Origin of the sequence: Amycolatopsis benzoatilytica AK 16/65, from assembly GCF_000383915.1 — a bacterium.
In the GTDB taxonomy this organism is placed as follows: Bacteria; Actinomycetota; Actinomycetes; order Mycobacteriales; family Pseudonocardiaceae; genus Amycolatopsis; species Amycolatopsis benzoatilytica.
Genome location: NZ_KB912942.1, coordinates 4,431,039 through 4,447,142, shown reverse-complemented (window position 1 = coordinate 4,447,142; position 16,104 = coordinate 4,431,039). Strand labels below are relative to the sequence as shown.

The following is a 16,104-nucleotide window of genomic DNA, read 5'->3' as shown; positions in this document are numbered from 1 at the left end:
ATGGCAGCGTGCGAGCCAATCGAAAAACAGGAGGCAACGTGAAGACTGCTGTGGTCACCGGTGCTGGTTCCGGGCTGGGCCGCCGGATCGCGCGGGCACTGCTCGGCGCGGGCTACCAGGTCGCGCTCGCCGGACGGCGCGAGGACGCGTTGCGCGCGACCGCCGCGGACACCGGCGCGCTGGTCGTGCCGACCGACGTCGCCGACCCCGCTTCGGTGGCAGCGCTCTTCGCCGCCGTCCGAACCGCGTGGGGCCGGCTCGATCTGCTGGTGAACAATGCCGGGATTTCGCTCGGCGGCACGATCGCGGAGCTGTCGGTCGAGGACTGGCGGCGCACCGTCGACACGAATCTCACCGGCATGTTCCTGTGCGCACAGCAGGCCGTGCAGCTGATGCGCGACCAGGATCCCCACGGCGGCCGGATCATCAACAACGGCTCGATCTCCGCGCACGCGCCGCGTCCGGCGAGCGTCGCCTACACCGCCACCAAGCACGCGGTCACCGGCCTCACCCGGTCGATCTCGCTGGACGGCCGCGCCTGGAATGTCGCGTGTGGACAGATCGACATCGGCAACGCGGCCACTGAAATGACCGAGCGGATGGCCGCGGGCATCCCGCAGGCGGACGGACGGCTGATGGCGGAGCCGACTTTCGATGCCGGACACGTCGCGGACGCTGTGCTGTACATGGCCGGGCTGCCGCTGGACGCGAACGTCCAGTTCCTCACCATCACCGCCACCGCCATGCCGTTCATCGGCCGGGGCTGACCCGCTCACGGGATGACGCGGTCGCGGCGGAACTCGTCGAACAGCCGGTAGAACATCCGCTCGGTGTCCACATAGGAGTGGAAACCGGCCCGGCGCGACTTCGAGGTGTCGGCGAACATGTCGTAGTCCCAGGAGAACACGAAGTCTCCGAAGGCCCAGGAGGAGACGTCGGCGTAGGACGCGGTCAGCCCGTGCTTCGCCGACATCTCCTGCCACAGCGGTTCTTTGTCCGCCATCACGGTGGCCAAGGGGAGGGGCAGCGGCGGCGCGACCTCGAGGTCGAAGTACGCGGCCAGCTTCGGCCACAGCTCGCGCCAGCGGAAGAGATCGCCGTTGGCGATGTTGAACGCTTCGTTGCGGCTTTCGGTCGCCGCCCATACCGTGCCCTCGGCGAGCAGCTGCGCGTCGGTCATCTCCAGCAGGCTGTCGTAGGCTCCGGGCTTGCCGGGAAACCGCAGCGGCAGCCCGAGTTCCTTCGAGATCGAGGCGTAGACCGCGATCAGCAGCGCGAGGTTCATCGGGTTGCCCAGTGCGGTCCCGCCGACCACCGAGGGCCGGATCGCCGACCAGGACCAGCCGCCCGCCTCGGCGCGGCGTTCCAGGAAGTTCTGCTGGTCCACGTTGAACTCCGGCGGCATGTGCCGGCCGGCGTCGGCTTCGCGGGCCGGGGTCTTGAACGGGCCCAGGTGCGCGCCGTAGACCTTGTAGCCCTGCATCAGGCTGACGTGCCGCAGCGGGCCCTCGTCGAGGCCGTTGACCAGGTTCTCCAGCATCGCCAGGTTCGGCGGCACGAGTTCCGCCCAGGTCGGCCGGTCCTGATACGCCGCGTAGAACAGGTGCGTCGCGCCGATGCCGGACACAGCGGACCGGGTGGCGGCCGGGTCGAGCAGGTCTACCGCGACGTCGCCGCTGCGGGACAGGCCGAGGACCTTCCAGTTGTCGAGTGTGCGCAAGTGGGAGACGAGTTTCCGGCCGATGATGCCGTTCGCTCCGGCGACCAGGGCGATGCGGGTGTCGTTCATGGCTTCGATCGTCGGCTCGTTCTCCTGATAAGTCCAAGTCCTAGCCTTCACAGCATCGATAAACTGTGTTTATGACAAGCTTGCGGCAGCTCGAGTACCTGGTGACTGTGGTCGACACGGGGTCGTTCACGAAGGCCGCGGAGCAGCTTCATGTGACGCAACCCGCACTGTCGCACCAGATGCGGGCGCTGGAGCAGAGCGTCGGCGGCCTTTTGCTGGAGCGTTTGCCGCGCTCGGTCCGCCTCACGCCGATGGGGCGCGCGATGCTGCCGCACGCACGTGCCACGCTCGCCGACGCCGAACGCGCCCGCTGCGCCGCTCGGCAAGCGTCCGGTCAGCTGGCGGGGGAGTTGTTGATCGCTACGGTCTACTCGGTCAGCCTCGGCGTCCTCCCGCCCGCGCTTCGCGTGTGGCGGCGGGAACGGCCGGCCGTGGACGTGCGGCTTTTCGAGTACCGGCACGCCGACGAGCTGCGCGACGCGATGCTGGCCGGCGAAGCGGACCTGGCGATCGGACCGCGCCCGGCCGGGTGGGCTGGTCCGGTGCGGCCGCTGGGCACCGAGGAATTCGTCGTGGTTCTCCCGGCGGACGGCGCGTCTGAGTCCACTTCGGACGGGACGGTAGAACTGTCCGAGCTGGCCGACTGCGCCTGGGTGCATTACGCGCCCGGGCACGGCCTGGCTGAACTCCTCGACGCCGCGTGCGCGGAAGCGGGATTCCGGCCGCGACCGGCGGTGCGCACCGAACAGACCGCCGCCGCGCCCCTGCTGGCAGCGGCGGGACTGGGCCCGGCGCTGGTTCCGGCGAACGTGCTGCCCGCCGAGTTCAGCGGCCGTGTGCTGCGCCCGGCCAAGCCGATCCGGCGCGAGCTGGCGGCGTACGGCCGGAGCGAGCCAGATCCGCTGACCGCCGCGTTCGCCGAGGTCCTGGTGGAACACGCGCGGATCTAGTCGCGCAGCTTGGCCAGGTCGATCCCGCTGAACGGAGTCGCCACCGCGTCGTGCACCCGCGCGGACCAGACAGCGTGGCCGTGTCCGATCCACACCGGCACGGCGGGAAGGTCGCGCAGCGCCTCGTTCTCCGCGACCCGGAACAGCTGCGCCGCTTCTTCCGGCGATGCGGTGGATTCGGCCGAGTCGAGGTCGTCGGTGAACCCGGGATCGGTGTACCCGGCGGCTTCGGCGAGGGAGCGGAGCACGTCCGCCGGGCTCGCGGAGAGCGCCTTCAGTTCCAGAGTGGACGGTCCGATCGGCTGGCCGCCGCTCTCCTTCCGCTGTGCCGTGACCGAAATTCCCAGGCTCTTCGACAGTCCGGCGGCGAGTGCCTGTGGCCAGGTGCCGTCGAAACTGTCGTAGGACACGGTGGCCTCGCCGGCGAACCCGGCCTGGCCGAGCAGCGATTTCGCGGCCGGAGCGTCGAACGTGCACGGACGGCAGGGTCCGGACCGTTCGCCGGGCGCGGCGGCCGGCGGCAACAGCGACTTCGCCGGGTCCGCCTGGTGCGCGAGCGGTCCGGATTCCAGCGCGTCGCGGTCGGTGCCGAGCGCGAACGCGTGCCGGACCGCCGGCGTCGCGAACCGGGTCGCCGTCGCCGGAAACACCAGGTAGCCGGCCTGGGGCAGTGCCCACATCGCGTGCCGATCGGCGAAATCGGCGTGCATCGCCTCGTGCCGCTCGCCAGGCACCGAGGTCGCCACGTCCAGGGTGCCGTCCTTGACCTCGTCGTACTGCTTCGCCGGATCGCCCACCCGAAGGTCGATCTCGTTGGCCCGGCCGGAATCCGGAGCGACCCGGACCAGCGTGCCGCCGGAGCCCGGACGCCAGTCGCCGTCCAGCCGGAACGGGCCGTTGCCGACCGGGCGCCGGGCGAACCCGTTCCAGTCTTTCGATTTCAGTACCGACGCGGGCAGCGGCACCAGCCCGGGCGCGGACAGCCAGGCCGGCACCTGGTTCGACGGCCGGTCGAGCACGATGCGCAGCTGGTTCGCGTCCACCGCGGTGATTTCCTTGGCGCGCAGCGACTTCGTCAGCAACGGCGTGCTCGCCCAGTGGTTTCCCGCGATGGCCTGCCAGGTGTCGGCATAGGACTGCGCGGTGACCGCGGTGCCGTCGTGGAATTTCGCGCCTGGCCGCAGTTTCACCGTCCAGACGACCCGGTCCGGGCTGTCGATCGACGCGGCTGCCCGCGGCGTGACCTTGCCGGTCGCGGGATCGTAGTCGGCGAGCGGTGTCCAGAGCGCGGCGGTGACGAGCCGGCTGGACGGATCGGTGGCGTCCGCGGGCAACAGCGTGCCAGGTTCGCCGAGCCCGACCGAGAGCACGCCGGGGCGCGGGGGTTCGGGCGACGAGCAGCCGGCAAGCACGACGGCGGCGAGCGTGAGCGAGACGAGCGGACGCGAGCGCATGGGGTCTTACTACCAGGTGGAAAGCAACGAAAGGTGGTTGTGTCCGGTTGAAGCCCGTCCTACAGTGCAACCGTCACACTGGGGTCTCTGGGAGGTTTCGCGTGCGCCGCTGGTGGGTTCGGTCGGGGCTGGCAATGGCAACCGCGGCAGCCACTCTCGTGGCCACCGGCCTGCCGGCTGCGGCTTGCGACAGCGACAAGCCGGCTACGCAGGCGAAACACGCCGCGGGCGATCCGGGCGCGATCAAGGGCGTCCAGCCGGTGGGCAGCGTGCCGGACGCGCAAGGCGCCATTTCGGCGAACTTCCTCAGCTACGGCAAGCGCGACGTGATGGTGGTGTCCGGCGAGTTCGGCCTGAAGGTCTACGACCTCACCCAGGATCCGGCGAAGCCTCGCGCGATCGGCGAGGTCAGCCTGCCCGGACTGTGGGAGACCGAGGACACCGAGGTCGACGCGAAACGCAAACTCGTCTTCCTGTCCCGCGATCCGCGTGCCTTCAAGGGCAACACGCACACCGGCGAGTCCGGCATCTACGTGGTCGACGTGAAGAACCCGGACAAGCCGGAAATCCTCAGCTACGTCAAGGTTCCGGCCGGGCACACCACCAGCTGTGTCGACGACTGCCGCTACCTCTGGACCGGCGGCCCGGCCAAGGCCGACGACCAGCCCGCGGACTGGGGCGGCCGGCCGATCTGGGTCACCGACGTGCGCGACCCGCGCAAGCCGAAGGTGCACCCGGACCCGATCGAACTGAACCGCAACGACGGCAAGACCGACTACGTGCACGACGTCCAGGTGGACAAGATGGGCGTCGCGTGGGTCTCCGGCAGGGGCGGCGTGCGCGGCTACTGGACCTCGGGCCGGCACTACGACCCGGTACAGCACCGCTCCCGCAAGGCGACCGCGTTCGAACCGGTCCCGTACGCCGGCGGCGAGGTCTCGGAAACCGCTGCGCCGTCGAAGTTCCTGCACAACAGCTTCCACCCGGTCGGCCCGCGCGACGACGGCGCCTGGCGCGGCCACGACCTCGTATACGCGACGGAGGAGAACTTCGTCGACGGCTGCGCGGGCGACGGCGTGCTGACCATCTCGTCGCTGGAAGGTTCGTACCAGGGCGAAGGCTGGCGCTCGACGCCGGAGAAGCCGTTCCGGATGCGCAGCATCGGCACCTGGGGCGTCGCCGGGCAGGAGGGCAGCGACCCGAAGTCGGACGACTGCTCCGCGCACTACTTCGACATTCGCGGGAACGTGCTGGTCCAGTCGTTCTACGCGCAGGGCACCCGGTTCCTGGACGTCAGCGACCCGACGAACCCGCGTCAGATCGCGTACTTCCGGCCGGCGGACGCCTCCTCGTGGGCGCCGTACTGGCACGACGGCTACGCGTATGTGGCGGACAACGCGCGCGGGATCGACATCCTGAAGCTCACTGCTTGAACCGGACCGCCAAACCGTCCAGCAACGCTTGCAGGCCAAGCTCGAACAGGTGGTCCAGGTCAAGGTCGTACCCCTCGGCCAAGTCCGCCACCATCCGCGACAGCACCGGAAACCGTCCGGATCCGGTCAGTGCCGCGTAGCCGCGTTCCTGCGTCGCCATCCACTGGTCTTCGGTGATGCCGGTCGAGCCCAGTGCGTGCCGTTCGCGCTCCAGATGGATCGCGGTGCCCTGAATGTGGTTGTAGAACAACACATTCAGGTCGCACAGGTCTGCACCGCGCACGCCGAACGCCGACAACGCGGCGAGCGCGCGTTCGTTGTGCACAGCCAGGTTCGGCAGCGGCCACGGCCGGGTGAGCGGGACGAGATGCGCCAGCCACGGGTGCTGCCGGTGCACCGACCACAGAGTCCGCGCGCACAGTTCCAGCTGCGCCCGCCAGCCGCTGGGTTCACTTGCCGGGTAACCGGCTTCGCCGTAAACCTCGTCCGCCATCAGGAAAACCAGTTCGTCCTTTCCGGACAGATAGCGGTACGGCGCCATCGGCGGTACGCCCAGTCGCGCGGCGAGTCCGCGCATCGAAAGCGCCGCGACGCCCTCCGCGTCGGCGACTGCGATTGCCTTCTGTACCAACCGATCCCGGGTCAGCAGGGGGTGTCGGGCGGCAGCCGTGGTCTGCTGCCCGGCGACGACATAGCCGGAGCGCGGTTCGGCGCGGAGGAGCCCTTCGCGGCGCACCACGTCGAGCGCCTTCGCCGCGGTCGCCGTCGCGACGCCGTACCTCGACGCCAGCTGACGGGTCGACGGCGCTTTCGCGCCGGGTTGCAGCGCGCCGATTTCGATGTCTTCCCGCAGCGAGGCGGCGATGCGCAAGTAGGGCGGTTCGGCGGGCATCAGGACTTCCCTCTGTACTAGGTCAGACAGCCAGCTGTACTAGCTCAGTTCTGGCATGAGATAGCAGGTCACGGCACATTATCCCGAGTCGGCAATGAACCGTCTATGAGGAGCTGTGAAATGCCAGAAGCACTGGTTTGCGGAGCAGGAGTCGCCGGATGCGCTTCGGCTTACTGGCTCCGCCGCCGCGGATACACCGTGACTGTCGTCGAGCGGGCGGAGCAGTTGCGGACCGGGGGTCAGGCGATCGACGTCCGCGGCGTCGCGCTGGAGGTCATCGACCGGATGGGGCTGGGGGACAAGGTCCGCGCCGCACGGACGCGGATGCGCGGGATGTCGGTGGAGGACGCGGAGGGCAAGGAGCTCTTCCGGTCCGAGGAGCACACCTTCAGCAGCGGACGGCTGGACAACGCGGACGTCGAGATCCTGCGCGACGATGTGGTCGAGCTGCTTTACCAGGCGACTTCCGACGTCGAGTACCGGTTCGGCGATACGGTGACCGCGCTCGACGCCGAAACCGGCCGCGTCGAGTTCGCGCGGGGCGAGCCGCACACCTACGACCTGATCGTGGGCGCGGACGGCGCGCACTCGGCGGTCCGCCGGCTCGCGTTCGGCCCGGAGGAGCAATTCCGCCGGTACCTCGGCCAGTACCTGGCGATCTTCCCGATGCCGAACACGCTCGGCCTCGAAGACTGGCAGGTCTGGTTCCAGGGCGAGGGCGTCGGCGGCGCGGTCTATCCGGTGCCCGGCAACGAGGAGGTCCGCGTGACACTCGGCTTCGGCGAACCGGAGTACCGCGAGATCCGCGACCCGGCCGAGCAGAAGCGGCTGATCGCCGAGCGGCTGCGCGGCGTGGGCGGGATGGTGCCGGATCTGGTCGAGGCGATGGCGGACGCGCGCAGCTTCTTCTTCGACGCGATGCTGCAGATCCGTCTCGACCGCTGGACCGCCGGCCGGGTCGCGCTGGTCGGCGACGCCGGGTACTGCCCTTCCGTCCTTTCCGGGCAGGGAACGAGCCTCGCCCTGGTCGGGGCCTATGTGCTGGCTGAGTCGACGTTCGCCGAGTACGAGCGGCGGATGAGACCGTTCGTCGAGCTCAACCAGGCGCTGGCCACCGAGAACCCGGCCGGCCCGGCGTCGGAGGAGTCGGTGGAACGGGCGAAGAACGGGATCAGCCTGGCCCGCTGACCGCCGGGTGGCGGGCGATTCCCGCCGCCTGGCGGGGCGCGCCGCTCCGCCAGGCGGCCAGGATGGGAGGCATCCGACCCCTGGAGGCCCGAGAGATGACCGCCTATCCGCCGCTCCCGTTCGACCCCGAGCTCGCCGCGGCGCTCGAAGTGCTCACCGCCCAACGGCCGCCGATCAAGACCCTCGAGTCGATCCCGGCGGTGCGCGCCGTCGCGGCGAAACGGCAGATTTCCCTGGAAGAGATCACCGCCGACGGCGCCCTCGAACTGTCCGAAGTGGACGCCGAAGGACCGCGCGGGCCGATTCCGCTGATTGTCGCGCGCCCGGCCGGGGCAGCAGCGGACGTCCCGGTGCTGTACTGGCTGCACGGCGGCGGCATGATCATCGGCGGCCACCGGGGCCACGACCTGTACTTCCTCCAGGAATACGCAGCTGACCTGGGCCTCGGCTTCGTCTGCGTCGACTACCGGGTGGCTCCCGAGCACCCGCACCCGGCACCGGTGGAGGACTGCTACGCCGCGCTGGAGTGGACTGTGAAGCACGCCGCCGAGTACGGCTTCGACGCTTCCCGGGTGTTGATCGGCGGCGCGAGCGCGGGGGGTGGGCTCGCCGCCGGAACAGCGCTGCTCGCGCGGGACCGGGGCGGCCCGGAGCTGATCGGCCAGCTGCTGATCTGCCCGATGCTGGACGACCGCAACGACACCCCGTCCGCGATCCAGATGGAAAACAGCGGCAACTGGGACCGCACCGCGAACCACGTCGGGTGGACCGCGCTGCTCGGCGACGCTCGCGGCGGGCCGGACGTTTCGCCCTACGCCGCGCCGGCCCGGGCCGAAGACCTCTCCGGGCTTCCGCCGACCTTCCTGGACGTCGGCAGCGCGGAGACCTTCCGCGACGAGGTCGTCACCTACGCGACCCGGCTCTGGCAGGCCGGCGTGCAGACCGAACTGCACGTGTGGCCGGGGGGTTTCCACGGCTTCGACGGCGTGGCGCCGCAGGCCGCGCTGTCGCAGCAGGCGCGCGCCGGGCGGGTGCCCTGGCTGCGGCGGCTGCTCGGCTGAGCCGGACCGGCGATGATGGGCTCATGAGGGAGCTGGTCACGCATCTGAGCGCGCTCGACCCGGGCGCGGCCGAAACCGTCAAGGTCATCGCGTACTTCGACCGGCTGGTCGAGAGCCGCGCCGGGCTGGAGCCGATCGTGCGCGGGGCGGCCGTGCTGTCCGGCTGTCCCGCGCGGCTGGCCGATGACGAGCGGCGGGTGCGCGTCCGGGTCGAACCGGACGGACGCGTGCTGCCCTCGGCTGAGCCGCCCGATCCAAAATGGCCGTCGGCAGCGGTGCGCCCGGACGGGCCGCCCGCGTTGTGGCTGGAACGGTCCGGCCCGCCGAGCCCGGTCGACGCGATGGTGCTGGAACGCGCTTCGGCGGCGGCGCGGTCGGTGCTGGACCGCACCCGCGGCCGCACCGTCGATCCGGCGTCGGTCGAGGTGGTCCTGGATCCGGCGGCCGACGAGAAGGCCAGGCTGCTGGCCGCCGCGCGGCTCGGCCTCGGCGCGACGGCGCGGGCCGTCGTGACCGAGGCCGGACCGCAGATCGTATCTCCGCGGTGGACTCCGCCGGAGCACGCTCGCGTCGGCCTGGGGTCCGTTGTGGATGTGGTCGACCTGCCGCTTTCCGGTGCGCAGGCCCGTACCGCCTTCCGCTTCGCGGCCGTCGAAGGCGATCTCGGACCATCCGTAGTGGACTACGTCGAACTCGGCGGCCTGGCAGTGCTCGCGGACGTGATCGGACCTGGCACGAAGCCGATTGCGGATGTCCGCGCGCTGGAAGACGCCCGCACGACGGCGACGTGGGTGCTGCCCACGCTGGTCGCCGTGGCGGGCGCTTCGAGCCTGCGCGCGGCGGCGACCACGCTGGTCCTGCACCATTCCACCCTGCAGGAGCGCCTGGCCCACGCCGAAGAACTGCTCGGCTGGCCGGTGCGCGACCCGGCAGGGCGGTTGCGGCTGCAGCTCGCTATCGCGTTGTGGCGGCTGCACCGCACCGGTTGATCACGGCGTCAGCAGCGGCAGCAACGGTTTCCGCACCGCCGTCGCGACTCCGTCGGATTCGGTGGCCGTGGCGATCCGCTCGTCGGTCGGCGTGCCGTACGACGTGGTCCGCTGCCGCAGCGGACGCCCGAGCGGCTCGACCATCGCGCGCATGTCGCTGATCGTTTTGTACGACCCGTTCGCCGCGCCCGCCATCCTGCTGATCGTCTCCTCCATCAGCGTGCCGCCGATGTCGTTGACGCCGCCCTGCAGCACCGCCCGGCTGCCTTCCTCGCCGAGCTTCACCCAGGAACTCTGGATGTTGTCGAACGTGCCGTGCAGCAGCAGCCGGGACAGGGCGTGCACCGCCCGGTTCTCGCGCAGCGTGGTGCCCGCGCGGGCGAGGCCGGCCAGGTAGATCGGCGAGCTCTGGTGGATGAACGGCAACAGCACGAACTCGCTGAACCCGCGCCGCCCGTTGCGTTCCACGCCTTCCCTCTGCAGCTTGGCGAGCAGCTTCAGGTGGCCGACCCAGTGACTCGGGTTGTCCACGTGGCCGTACATCATGGTCGCGGTGGTCGGCAGCCCGATGTCGTGCGCGGTGGTGACGACCTCGATCCACGCGTCCGTCGGCAGCTTGCCCTTGGTGAGCACCCACCGGACATCGTCGTCGAGGATCTCCGCGGCGGTTCCCGGCAGCGAGTCCACACCGGACTCCTTCGCCTTGATCAGGAAGTCGCGGATGGACAGATTCGTCCGCGACGCGCCGTTCACCACCTCCATCGGGCTGAACGAGTGCAGATGGATGTCCGGCTGCCGCCGCTTGACCTCGGCCGCCAGGTCGAAGTACGCGGTGCCCGGCAGATCCGGGTGGATCCCGCCCTGCATGCAGATCTCGGTCGCGCCCGCCGCCCACGCCTCGTCCACGCGATCGCCGACCTGTTCCAGCGACAGCGTGTACGCGTCGGCGTCGGTCTTCCGCTGCGCGAAGGCGCAGAAGCGGCAGCCGGTGTAGCAGACGTTGGTGAAGTTGATGTTCCGTGTGACGACGAAGGTGATGTCGTCCCCGACGACCTCGCGCCGCAGGTCGTCGGCCAGCTTCGTGAGCGCGTCCAGCTCCGGCCCGTCGGCGTGCAGCAGCGCGAGCGCGGCGTCGTCGGACAGCCCGGCGGGGTCCTTTTCGGCGCTGCGCAGCGCATCCCGCACATCGGTGTCGAACCGCTCCGGACCGGTCTTGATCTTCCGGCCGATCTCTTTCCAGTCGCCGTAGACCGAATCGAAGTCGCCGCGCCGGTCCTCGGTGCGCCCGGTGGTGTCGATCTCGGTGTGCAGGTCGGTGCGGCCGGACTCCTGCCAGCCGCCGTCTGGCTCCTGCCACGGGATGCCGACCGGCAGCGCGCCCTCGCGGGCCAGCCCGGTCTGCGGGTCGACCAGCGCCGCGACGTGCCGTGTGACGCGTGGGTCGAGCCAGGGTTCGCCGCGCTGCACGTACTCCGGATAGATGGTCAGCCGCTCGCGCAGGGCGTAGCCAGCCTTCTCGGTCTGCCGCGCCAGCAGGTCGATCTGCGGCCAGGCGCGCTCCGGGTTCACGTGATCCGGCGTGAGCGGCGAAACCCCGCCCCAGTCGTCGATGCCCGCGCGGATCATCAGGTCGTACTGGTCGCCGATGAGGTTCGGCGGTGCCTGGATACGCATCCGCGGGCCGAGCACCAGCCGGGCGACCGCGATGTTCGCGGCGAGCTCTTCGAGGTCGGCGTCCGGCGTCGCGCGCATCTTCGTGTCCGGCTTGGCGCGGAAGTTCTGCACGATGACTTCCTGGATGCCGCCGTACTCGCGCGCGGTCTTGCGGATCGCGAACAGCGCGTCGGCGCGTTCGGAGTGCGTCTCGCCGATCCCGATCAGCACGCCGGTGGTGAACGGCACCGAGCTGCGCCCGGCGTCCTCCAGCACCCGGAGCCGCACGTCGGGATCCTTGTCCGGCGAACCGTAGTGCGGGCCGCCCTTCTCGCTCCACAGCCGGCGCGCGGTGGTTTCCAGCATCATGCCCATCGACGGCGCGACCGGCTTGAGCCGCTGGAAGTCCTGCCAGGACAGGACGCCCGGGTTGAGGTGCGGCAGCAGGCCGGTCTCCTCCAGCACCCGGATCGCCATCGCGCGGACGTAGGACAGCGTGTCGTCGTAGCCGTGCGCGTCCAGCCAGTCCCGAGCGGCCTTCCACCGGTCCTCCGGACGGTCGCCGAGCGTGAACAGGGCTTCCTTGCAGCCCATCTCGGCGCCCTTGCGGGCGATGTCCAGCACCTCGTCCGGCGACAGGAACGGAGATTCGAGCCGCCCCGGCACGGTGACGAAGGTGCAGTAGCCGCAGCGGTCCCGGCACAGCCGGGTCAACGGGATGAACACCTTGCGGCTGTAGGTGATGATCCCCGCGCGACCGGCTTCTTCGAGGCCGGCGTCGCGGATGCGGGAGGCGTATTCGGACAGAGTCTTGAGGTCGTCGCCGCGGGCGTGCAGCAGCACAGCCGCCTCGGCGACGTCGAGCGTCTTCCCGTCTCGCGCCCGGGCGAGCGCACGGCGCAGGGCCGACGGGGTGGGCGTGGTCACGCCAGCTTCGGGCTCCATTCCCGCCACGCTAGGACCCGGCCGCCGCGACCAGCCAGCTCGTACTTCGCCAGCCTGCGCGCGAGCGCCCCGAAGTGATCATCCGCGCAGGTTGCGGGCTTGTCCGGGCGGGTCCGCGGAGGTATTACCTAAAGGGTGGCGTCAGTGATCGGGAAGCGCGTCGGCGGCCGGACGTACTACTACCTCGCCGAATCCGCGCGCGTCGACGGGAAGCCGCGGGTGGTCGGTCAGCGCTATCTCGGCACCGCCGAGGACATCGCGGCGGCGGTGGCCAACGGCGGTCCGGAAGCGGCCGGCGCCCGGCACCGGTCGTTCGGCGACGTGGCCGCCGTGTGGGGGACACTGCAGCGGCTCGACCTCGCCCGGCGCGTCGACGCGGTGGCCGGGCCGCAGCGGGCGCGCCCGACTCTGGGCCTGCACGTCGCTCTTGCCGTCCTGCACCGGGCGACCGCGCCGGAGACGGAATTCGAAGAGTGGTGGCACGGCTGCCTGGCCCAGGATCTGATCCGGCCGCGACCGGGCGCGCTCACGACGACGGGACACTGGCGGGCGCTGCAGCGGCTCGGACCGGAGCGGATCGCCGGAGTGGAAAACGTGATCGCGGAAGCGGTTCTGGAGCTGCTCGGCGACGACGGGACCTCGGCGCTGGCCGTCGACGTCGCGCAGTTCGCCGCTTTCACCGCCGCGGACTGCACGCTGCCCTCCGCCTGCCAGGACGTCCTGGCGGGCCTGGGCCTGGTGGTCACGCGAGACGGCGCGATCCCGCTGGCTTCCCGGTTCTACCGAAGGGAAACCGCCCCCACCTTCGGAGCGCTCGCGGTGGAGCTGGGCGAGCAGTACCCGACCGCGGACGTCACCCTGGTCTTCCACGCGGGCCAAGCCGCGCAACTCGACCTCGGCGCCCGCACCGGGTTCGTCGGCTCGCTGCCGCTGGCGGACTATCCGGACCTGTTCAGCCGACCGGCCTCCGCCCGCCGCCGGGTCGACCCGGAACGCTTCGCCGGCCTGACCGCGCTGGACACCCGCACGACCGTCGACGGCACCCGCCACCGCGTGATCCTGACTCATTCCGCGACCCTGCACGCTGCCCAGTACCGGGCCTTCACCAGCGAACTCAGCACGACGGTCCGGGAACTGGACGGCCTCGCCGCCGCACTGGCCGCCGGCACTCATCGCGGAGATCGGTCCCAGGTGCACGCCGAGATTTCCCGGATCATCCGCGGCCGCCGGGTGGAGCGAGTGCTGAGCACGACGCTCACCGGCGTCCGGGCCGGCGAACTGCGGCTGACCCGGCGGGTGGACGAACCCGCGGTCGCGCGGCTGGTCGAGGAGTTCTTCGGCAAGCAGCTGCTGGTCACCGACCGGGACTGGCCGGTGGCCGAGGTCGTCACCGCCTACCGCGCCCGCACCCACCTCGAATCGACGTTCCGCTGGCTCACCGGCCCGGCCTCGGCCGGGCCGTCGCCGCGGTGGGACTGGACCCCGCACCGGATCGCCGTGCACACGCTGGTGTCGGTGCTGGCCGCGACGGTCACCCACCTCATGCGGCGCGAGGCCGACCGCGCCGGGATGAACCTTTCCGTCGCCGAGCTGCTCGACCAGCTGCGCGGCATCGGCGAAACCGTGCTGCGGCACCGGTCCACCGGCGGACGGCCGCGGACCCGGCGGATCCTGTCCGACCGGACGCCGCGGCAGCAGGCCCTGTTCGAGCTGTTCGGGCTCGAGCGGTTCAGCCCGGCCTGAGGGACTCAGCCCTCCCGCTCGATGTTCAGCGCGGAGAACGTCTGCACCACCGGCATCAGCTCGATCACGTTGATGTTCACGTGCTTCGGCTGCGCGCTCGCCCAGTACACCGACTCGGCGATGTCCTCGGCGGTCAGCGGCGTGGTCCCGGCGTAGACGTTGTCCGCCTTGGCCTGGTCGCCGCCGAACCGGACGGCGGAGAACTCGGTGCCGCCCACCATGCCCGGCTCGACGTTCGTCACCCGCACGCCGGTGCCGCGCAGGTCGGAGCGCAGGTTGAGGCTGAACTGGTGCACGAACGCCTTGGTCGCGCCATAGACGTTGCCGCCCGGGTAGGGGTAGCTGCCCGCGACGGAACCGATGTTGATCACGTGCCCGGCGCCGCGCGCGACCATGCCGGGAAGCACCGCGCGGGTCAGGTGGACCAGGCCGGTCACGTTGGTCTCGATCATCTGGTCCCAGTCGGCCAGCTCGGCCTCGTGCGCGGGCGCGAGGCCCTTGGCCAGCCCGGCGTTGTTGACCAGTACGTCGATCTCGGCCCAGCCTTCCGGCAGCCCGGCGACGACCCCGGCGACGGAGGCGGCGTCGCGTACGTCGAGCACCAGCGGGAGCACTGCTTCGCCCAGCTCGTCGGCCAGCTTCTTCAGCCGGTCACCGCTGCGCGCCGCAGCGACGACGCGCGCGCCTTCCGCGACGAACCGGCGCGTGATCGCGGCACCGAACCCGGCGCTCGCGCCGGTCACCAATACGGTCTTCATCGAGTGCGTCACCGTTCTTCTTCCGTGGTCCGCGGGACCTCGTCCAGGAAGCGGCCGAACGCGTCGTTGAACTCGGCCGCGCTTTCCAGGTTAGGCAGGTGCCCCGCGCCGTCCAGCACCACCAGTGCCGAGCCCGCCACCAGCCGCTGCACCGACTGCGCGTCGGCGACCGGAGTGAATTCGTCCTCGCTGCCCACCGCGACCAGCGTCGGCACGCTGACCTGCTTCAGCGATTCGCGGTAGTCCGGCCGTCTCGCCCGTGCCCGCAACGCCGCCGCCGCGCCTGCCGCCGGTGTTCCGCGCATCATCGTGCGCACGTGCTCGGTCACCTCGGCGTTTCCGGCGAAGGTGGCGGGGGAGACCATCTTGGGCAGCAGTTCGTCGGCGTACTCGGCCATTCCTTCGGCGAGCACCCGGTCCGCTGCCGCGTTGCGAGCCGCCCTTCCTTCGTCGGTCTCGGGTTCGGCGAACGTGTCGGCAAGCAGCAGCGCCACGATCCGCTCCGGGTGATCCCGGACGGTCTGCATCACGACCTGCCCGCCCATGGAGAGCCCGCCCAGCGCGAAGCGGCCCAGCCCGAGGTGATCGGCCAGCCCGGCGAGATCCTCGGCGAAGCTGTCGAGCCCGGTCACCTCCGGTCCGGTGCTCTGGCCGTATCCGCGCAGGTCAGGAACCACGACCCGGTGTCCGCGCCGGGTCAGGTACTCCGCCTGCGGACGCCACATGGACCGGTCGAAGGGGTGCCCGTGCACAAGAAGCACCGGGATCTTCGGCTGCCGCCGCGAGTCGTCGTAGGCGAGGCGAGCGCCGGAGGGAAGAAGGACTGTCTCCATGTCTGCGACGCTAATCGGAGCGTTTTATCAGTGCAATAAGACGCAATGTAGTCGGAGCAATTTTCCTCGCCGCGTTCGTTGCGGCGACCCGGGCCGCTCGGCGGCATCGAGCGTCGCTCGTTCTTCCGGATCGCGGTATCCCGAGCCGGCAATCGGATTCGGCCGGTTCCGGCCCACCGGCTCGCTGCCCGCTTGCGCTGCCGGATCGGCCGGCGTGGACCCATTTGGCTAGTTGACCTGCGGAGATCCAGTTAAGGCACCCCCTGTTCGCGGGGGGTTTCGGGGCGTGTAATCTTCTCCAAGTCGCCAGGGAGACCGGGCGGCCGCCGGGGCACGAACCAAGCTCTCGCCGGGAAGGCGATTGAGTGGGTGTCCCACCAAAAACTGCTAGGAATGATGCTTCGGTGTCGGTCGTC

Annotated in this window: 13 protein-coding genes; 7 read left to right on the top strand and 6 right to left on the bottom strand. The window is 70.6% G+C overall.

Annotation, left to right across the window (positions count from 1 at the left end):
- Positions 1-38: 38 nt before the first annotated feature.
- Positions 39-767: an SDR family oxidoreductase gene (locus tag AMYBE_RS0120420; RefSeq protein WP_020661244.1), complete on the top strand. Its 729-nt coding sequence runs from the start codon at positions 39-41 to the stop codon at positions 765-767.
- 5 nt (positions 768-772) lie between these two features.
- Here AMYBE_RS0120420 and AMYBE_RS0120415 read toward each other — a convergent pair whose 3' ends face one another.
- Positions 773-1,789: an SDR family oxidoreductase gene (locus AMYBE_RS0120415; protein WP_020661243.1), complete on the bottom strand. Its 1,017-nt coding sequence runs from the start codon at positions 1,787-1,789 to the stop codon at positions 773-775.
- A gap of 71 nt (positions 1,790-1,860) precedes the next feature.
- On the opposite strand from AMYBE_RS0120415, the gene AMYBE_RS0120410 reads away from it, so the two are divergent.
- On the top strand, positions 1,861-2,739 hold the full coding sequence (locus tag AMYBE_RS0120410; protein ID WP_020661242.1) for a LysR family transcriptional regulator: 879 nt from the start codon (positions 1,861-1,863) through the stop codon (positions 2,737-2,739).
- Here the strand turns inward: AMYBE_RS0120410 and AMYBE_RS0120405 are convergent.
- Positions 2,736-4,193 carry a peptide ABC transporter substrate-binding protein gene (locus AMYBE_RS0120405; protein ID WP_020661241.1) on the bottom strand — a complete coding sequence of 486 codons (1,458 nt, stop codon included), beginning with the start codon at positions 4,191-4,193 and terminating at the stop codon, positions 2,736-2,738. The genes AMYBE_RS0120410 and AMYBE_RS0120405 overlap by 4 nt on opposite strands.
- 134 nt (positions 4,194-4,327) lie before the next feature.
- Here AMYBE_RS0120405 and AMYBE_RS0120400 point away from each other — a divergent pair, with 134 nt between their 5' ends.
- Complete coding sequence (locus tag AMYBE_RS0120400; RefSeq protein WP_020661240.1) at positions 4,328-5,626, top strand: LVIVD repeat-containing protein; 1,299 nt, start codon at positions 4,328-4,330, stop codon at positions 5,624-5,626.
- Here the strand turns inward: AMYBE_RS0120400 and AMYBE_RS0120395 are convergent.
- The gene (locus tag AMYBE_RS0120395; RefSeq protein ID WP_020661239.1) at positions 5,616-6,518 is read right to left on the bottom strand and encodes a TetR/AcrR family transcriptional regulator C-terminal domain-containing protein; all 903 of its coding nucleotides are present in this window, start codon (positions 6,516-6,518) and stop codon (positions 5,616-5,618) included. The two genes, AMYBE_RS0120400 and AMYBE_RS0120395, sit on opposite strands and share 11 nt — an antisense overlap.
- A 120-nt stretch (positions 6,519-6,638) precedes the next feature.
- On the opposite strand from AMYBE_RS0120395, the gene AMYBE_RS0120390 reads away from it, so the two are divergent.
- The 3 genes from AMYBE_RS0120390 to AMYBE_RS0120380 all read left to right on the top strand — a co-directional run bounded on the left by AMYBE_RS0120390 (position 6,639) and on the right by AMYBE_RS0120380 (position 9,756).
- Positions 6,639-7,706 (top strand): FAD-dependent oxidoreductase, encoded by a 1,068-nt coding sequence (locus AMYBE_RS0120390; RefSeq protein WP_027927839.1) that lies wholly within the window; start codon positions 6,639-6,641, stop codon positions 7,704-7,706.
- Between the two features lie 95 nt (positions 7,707-7,801).
- Positions 7,802-8,767, top strand: coding sequence for an alpha/beta hydrolase fold domain-containing protein (locus AMYBE_RS0120385; protein WP_020661237.1), 966 nt, complete (start codon positions 7,802-7,804; stop codon positions 8,765-8,767).
- A gap of 23 nt (positions 8,768-8,790) precedes the next feature.
- Positions 8,791-9,756, top strand: coding sequence for a helix-turn-helix domain-containing protein (locus AMYBE_RS0120380; RefSeq protein ID WP_020661236.1), 966 nt, complete (start codon positions 8,791-8,793; stop codon positions 9,754-9,756).
- On the opposite strand, the gene AMYBE_RS0120375 is transcribed toward AMYBE_RS0120380, so the two are convergent.
- Entirely contained in the window at positions 9,757-12,354 is a 2,598-nt protein-coding gene (locus AMYBE_RS0120375) for a bifunctional FO biosynthesis protein CofGH (RefSeq protein ID WP_027927838.1), read from the bottom strand. It abuts the gene before it with no gap.
- Positions 12,355-12,489: 135 nt separating this feature from the next.
- Between AMYBE_RS0120375 and AMYBE_RS0120370 the strand changes: the two genes are divergently transcribed.
- Positions 12,490-14,097, top strand: coding sequence for an IS1634 family transposase (locus tag AMYBE_RS0120370; protein ID WP_425386908.1), 1,608 nt, complete (start codon positions 12,490-12,492; stop codon positions 14,095-14,097).
- A gap of 5 nt (positions 14,098-14,102) precedes the next feature.
- Here the strand turns inward: AMYBE_RS0120370 and AMYBE_RS0120365 are convergent, their stop codons facing one another.
- A complete protein-coding gene (locus AMYBE_RS0120365) occupies positions 14,103-14,855 on the bottom strand; it encodes an SDR family oxidoreductase (protein ID WP_034288937.1) in 753 nt (250 codons plus the stop codon).
- A gap of 8 nt (positions 14,856-14,863) precedes the next feature.
- Positions 14,864-15,688 (bottom strand): alpha/beta fold hydrolase, encoded by an 825-nt coding sequence (locus AMYBE_RS0120360; RefSeq protein ID WP_020661232.1) that lies wholly within the window; start codon positions 15,686-15,688, stop codon positions 14,864-14,866.
- Positions 15,689-16,104 lie beyond the last annotated feature (416 nt).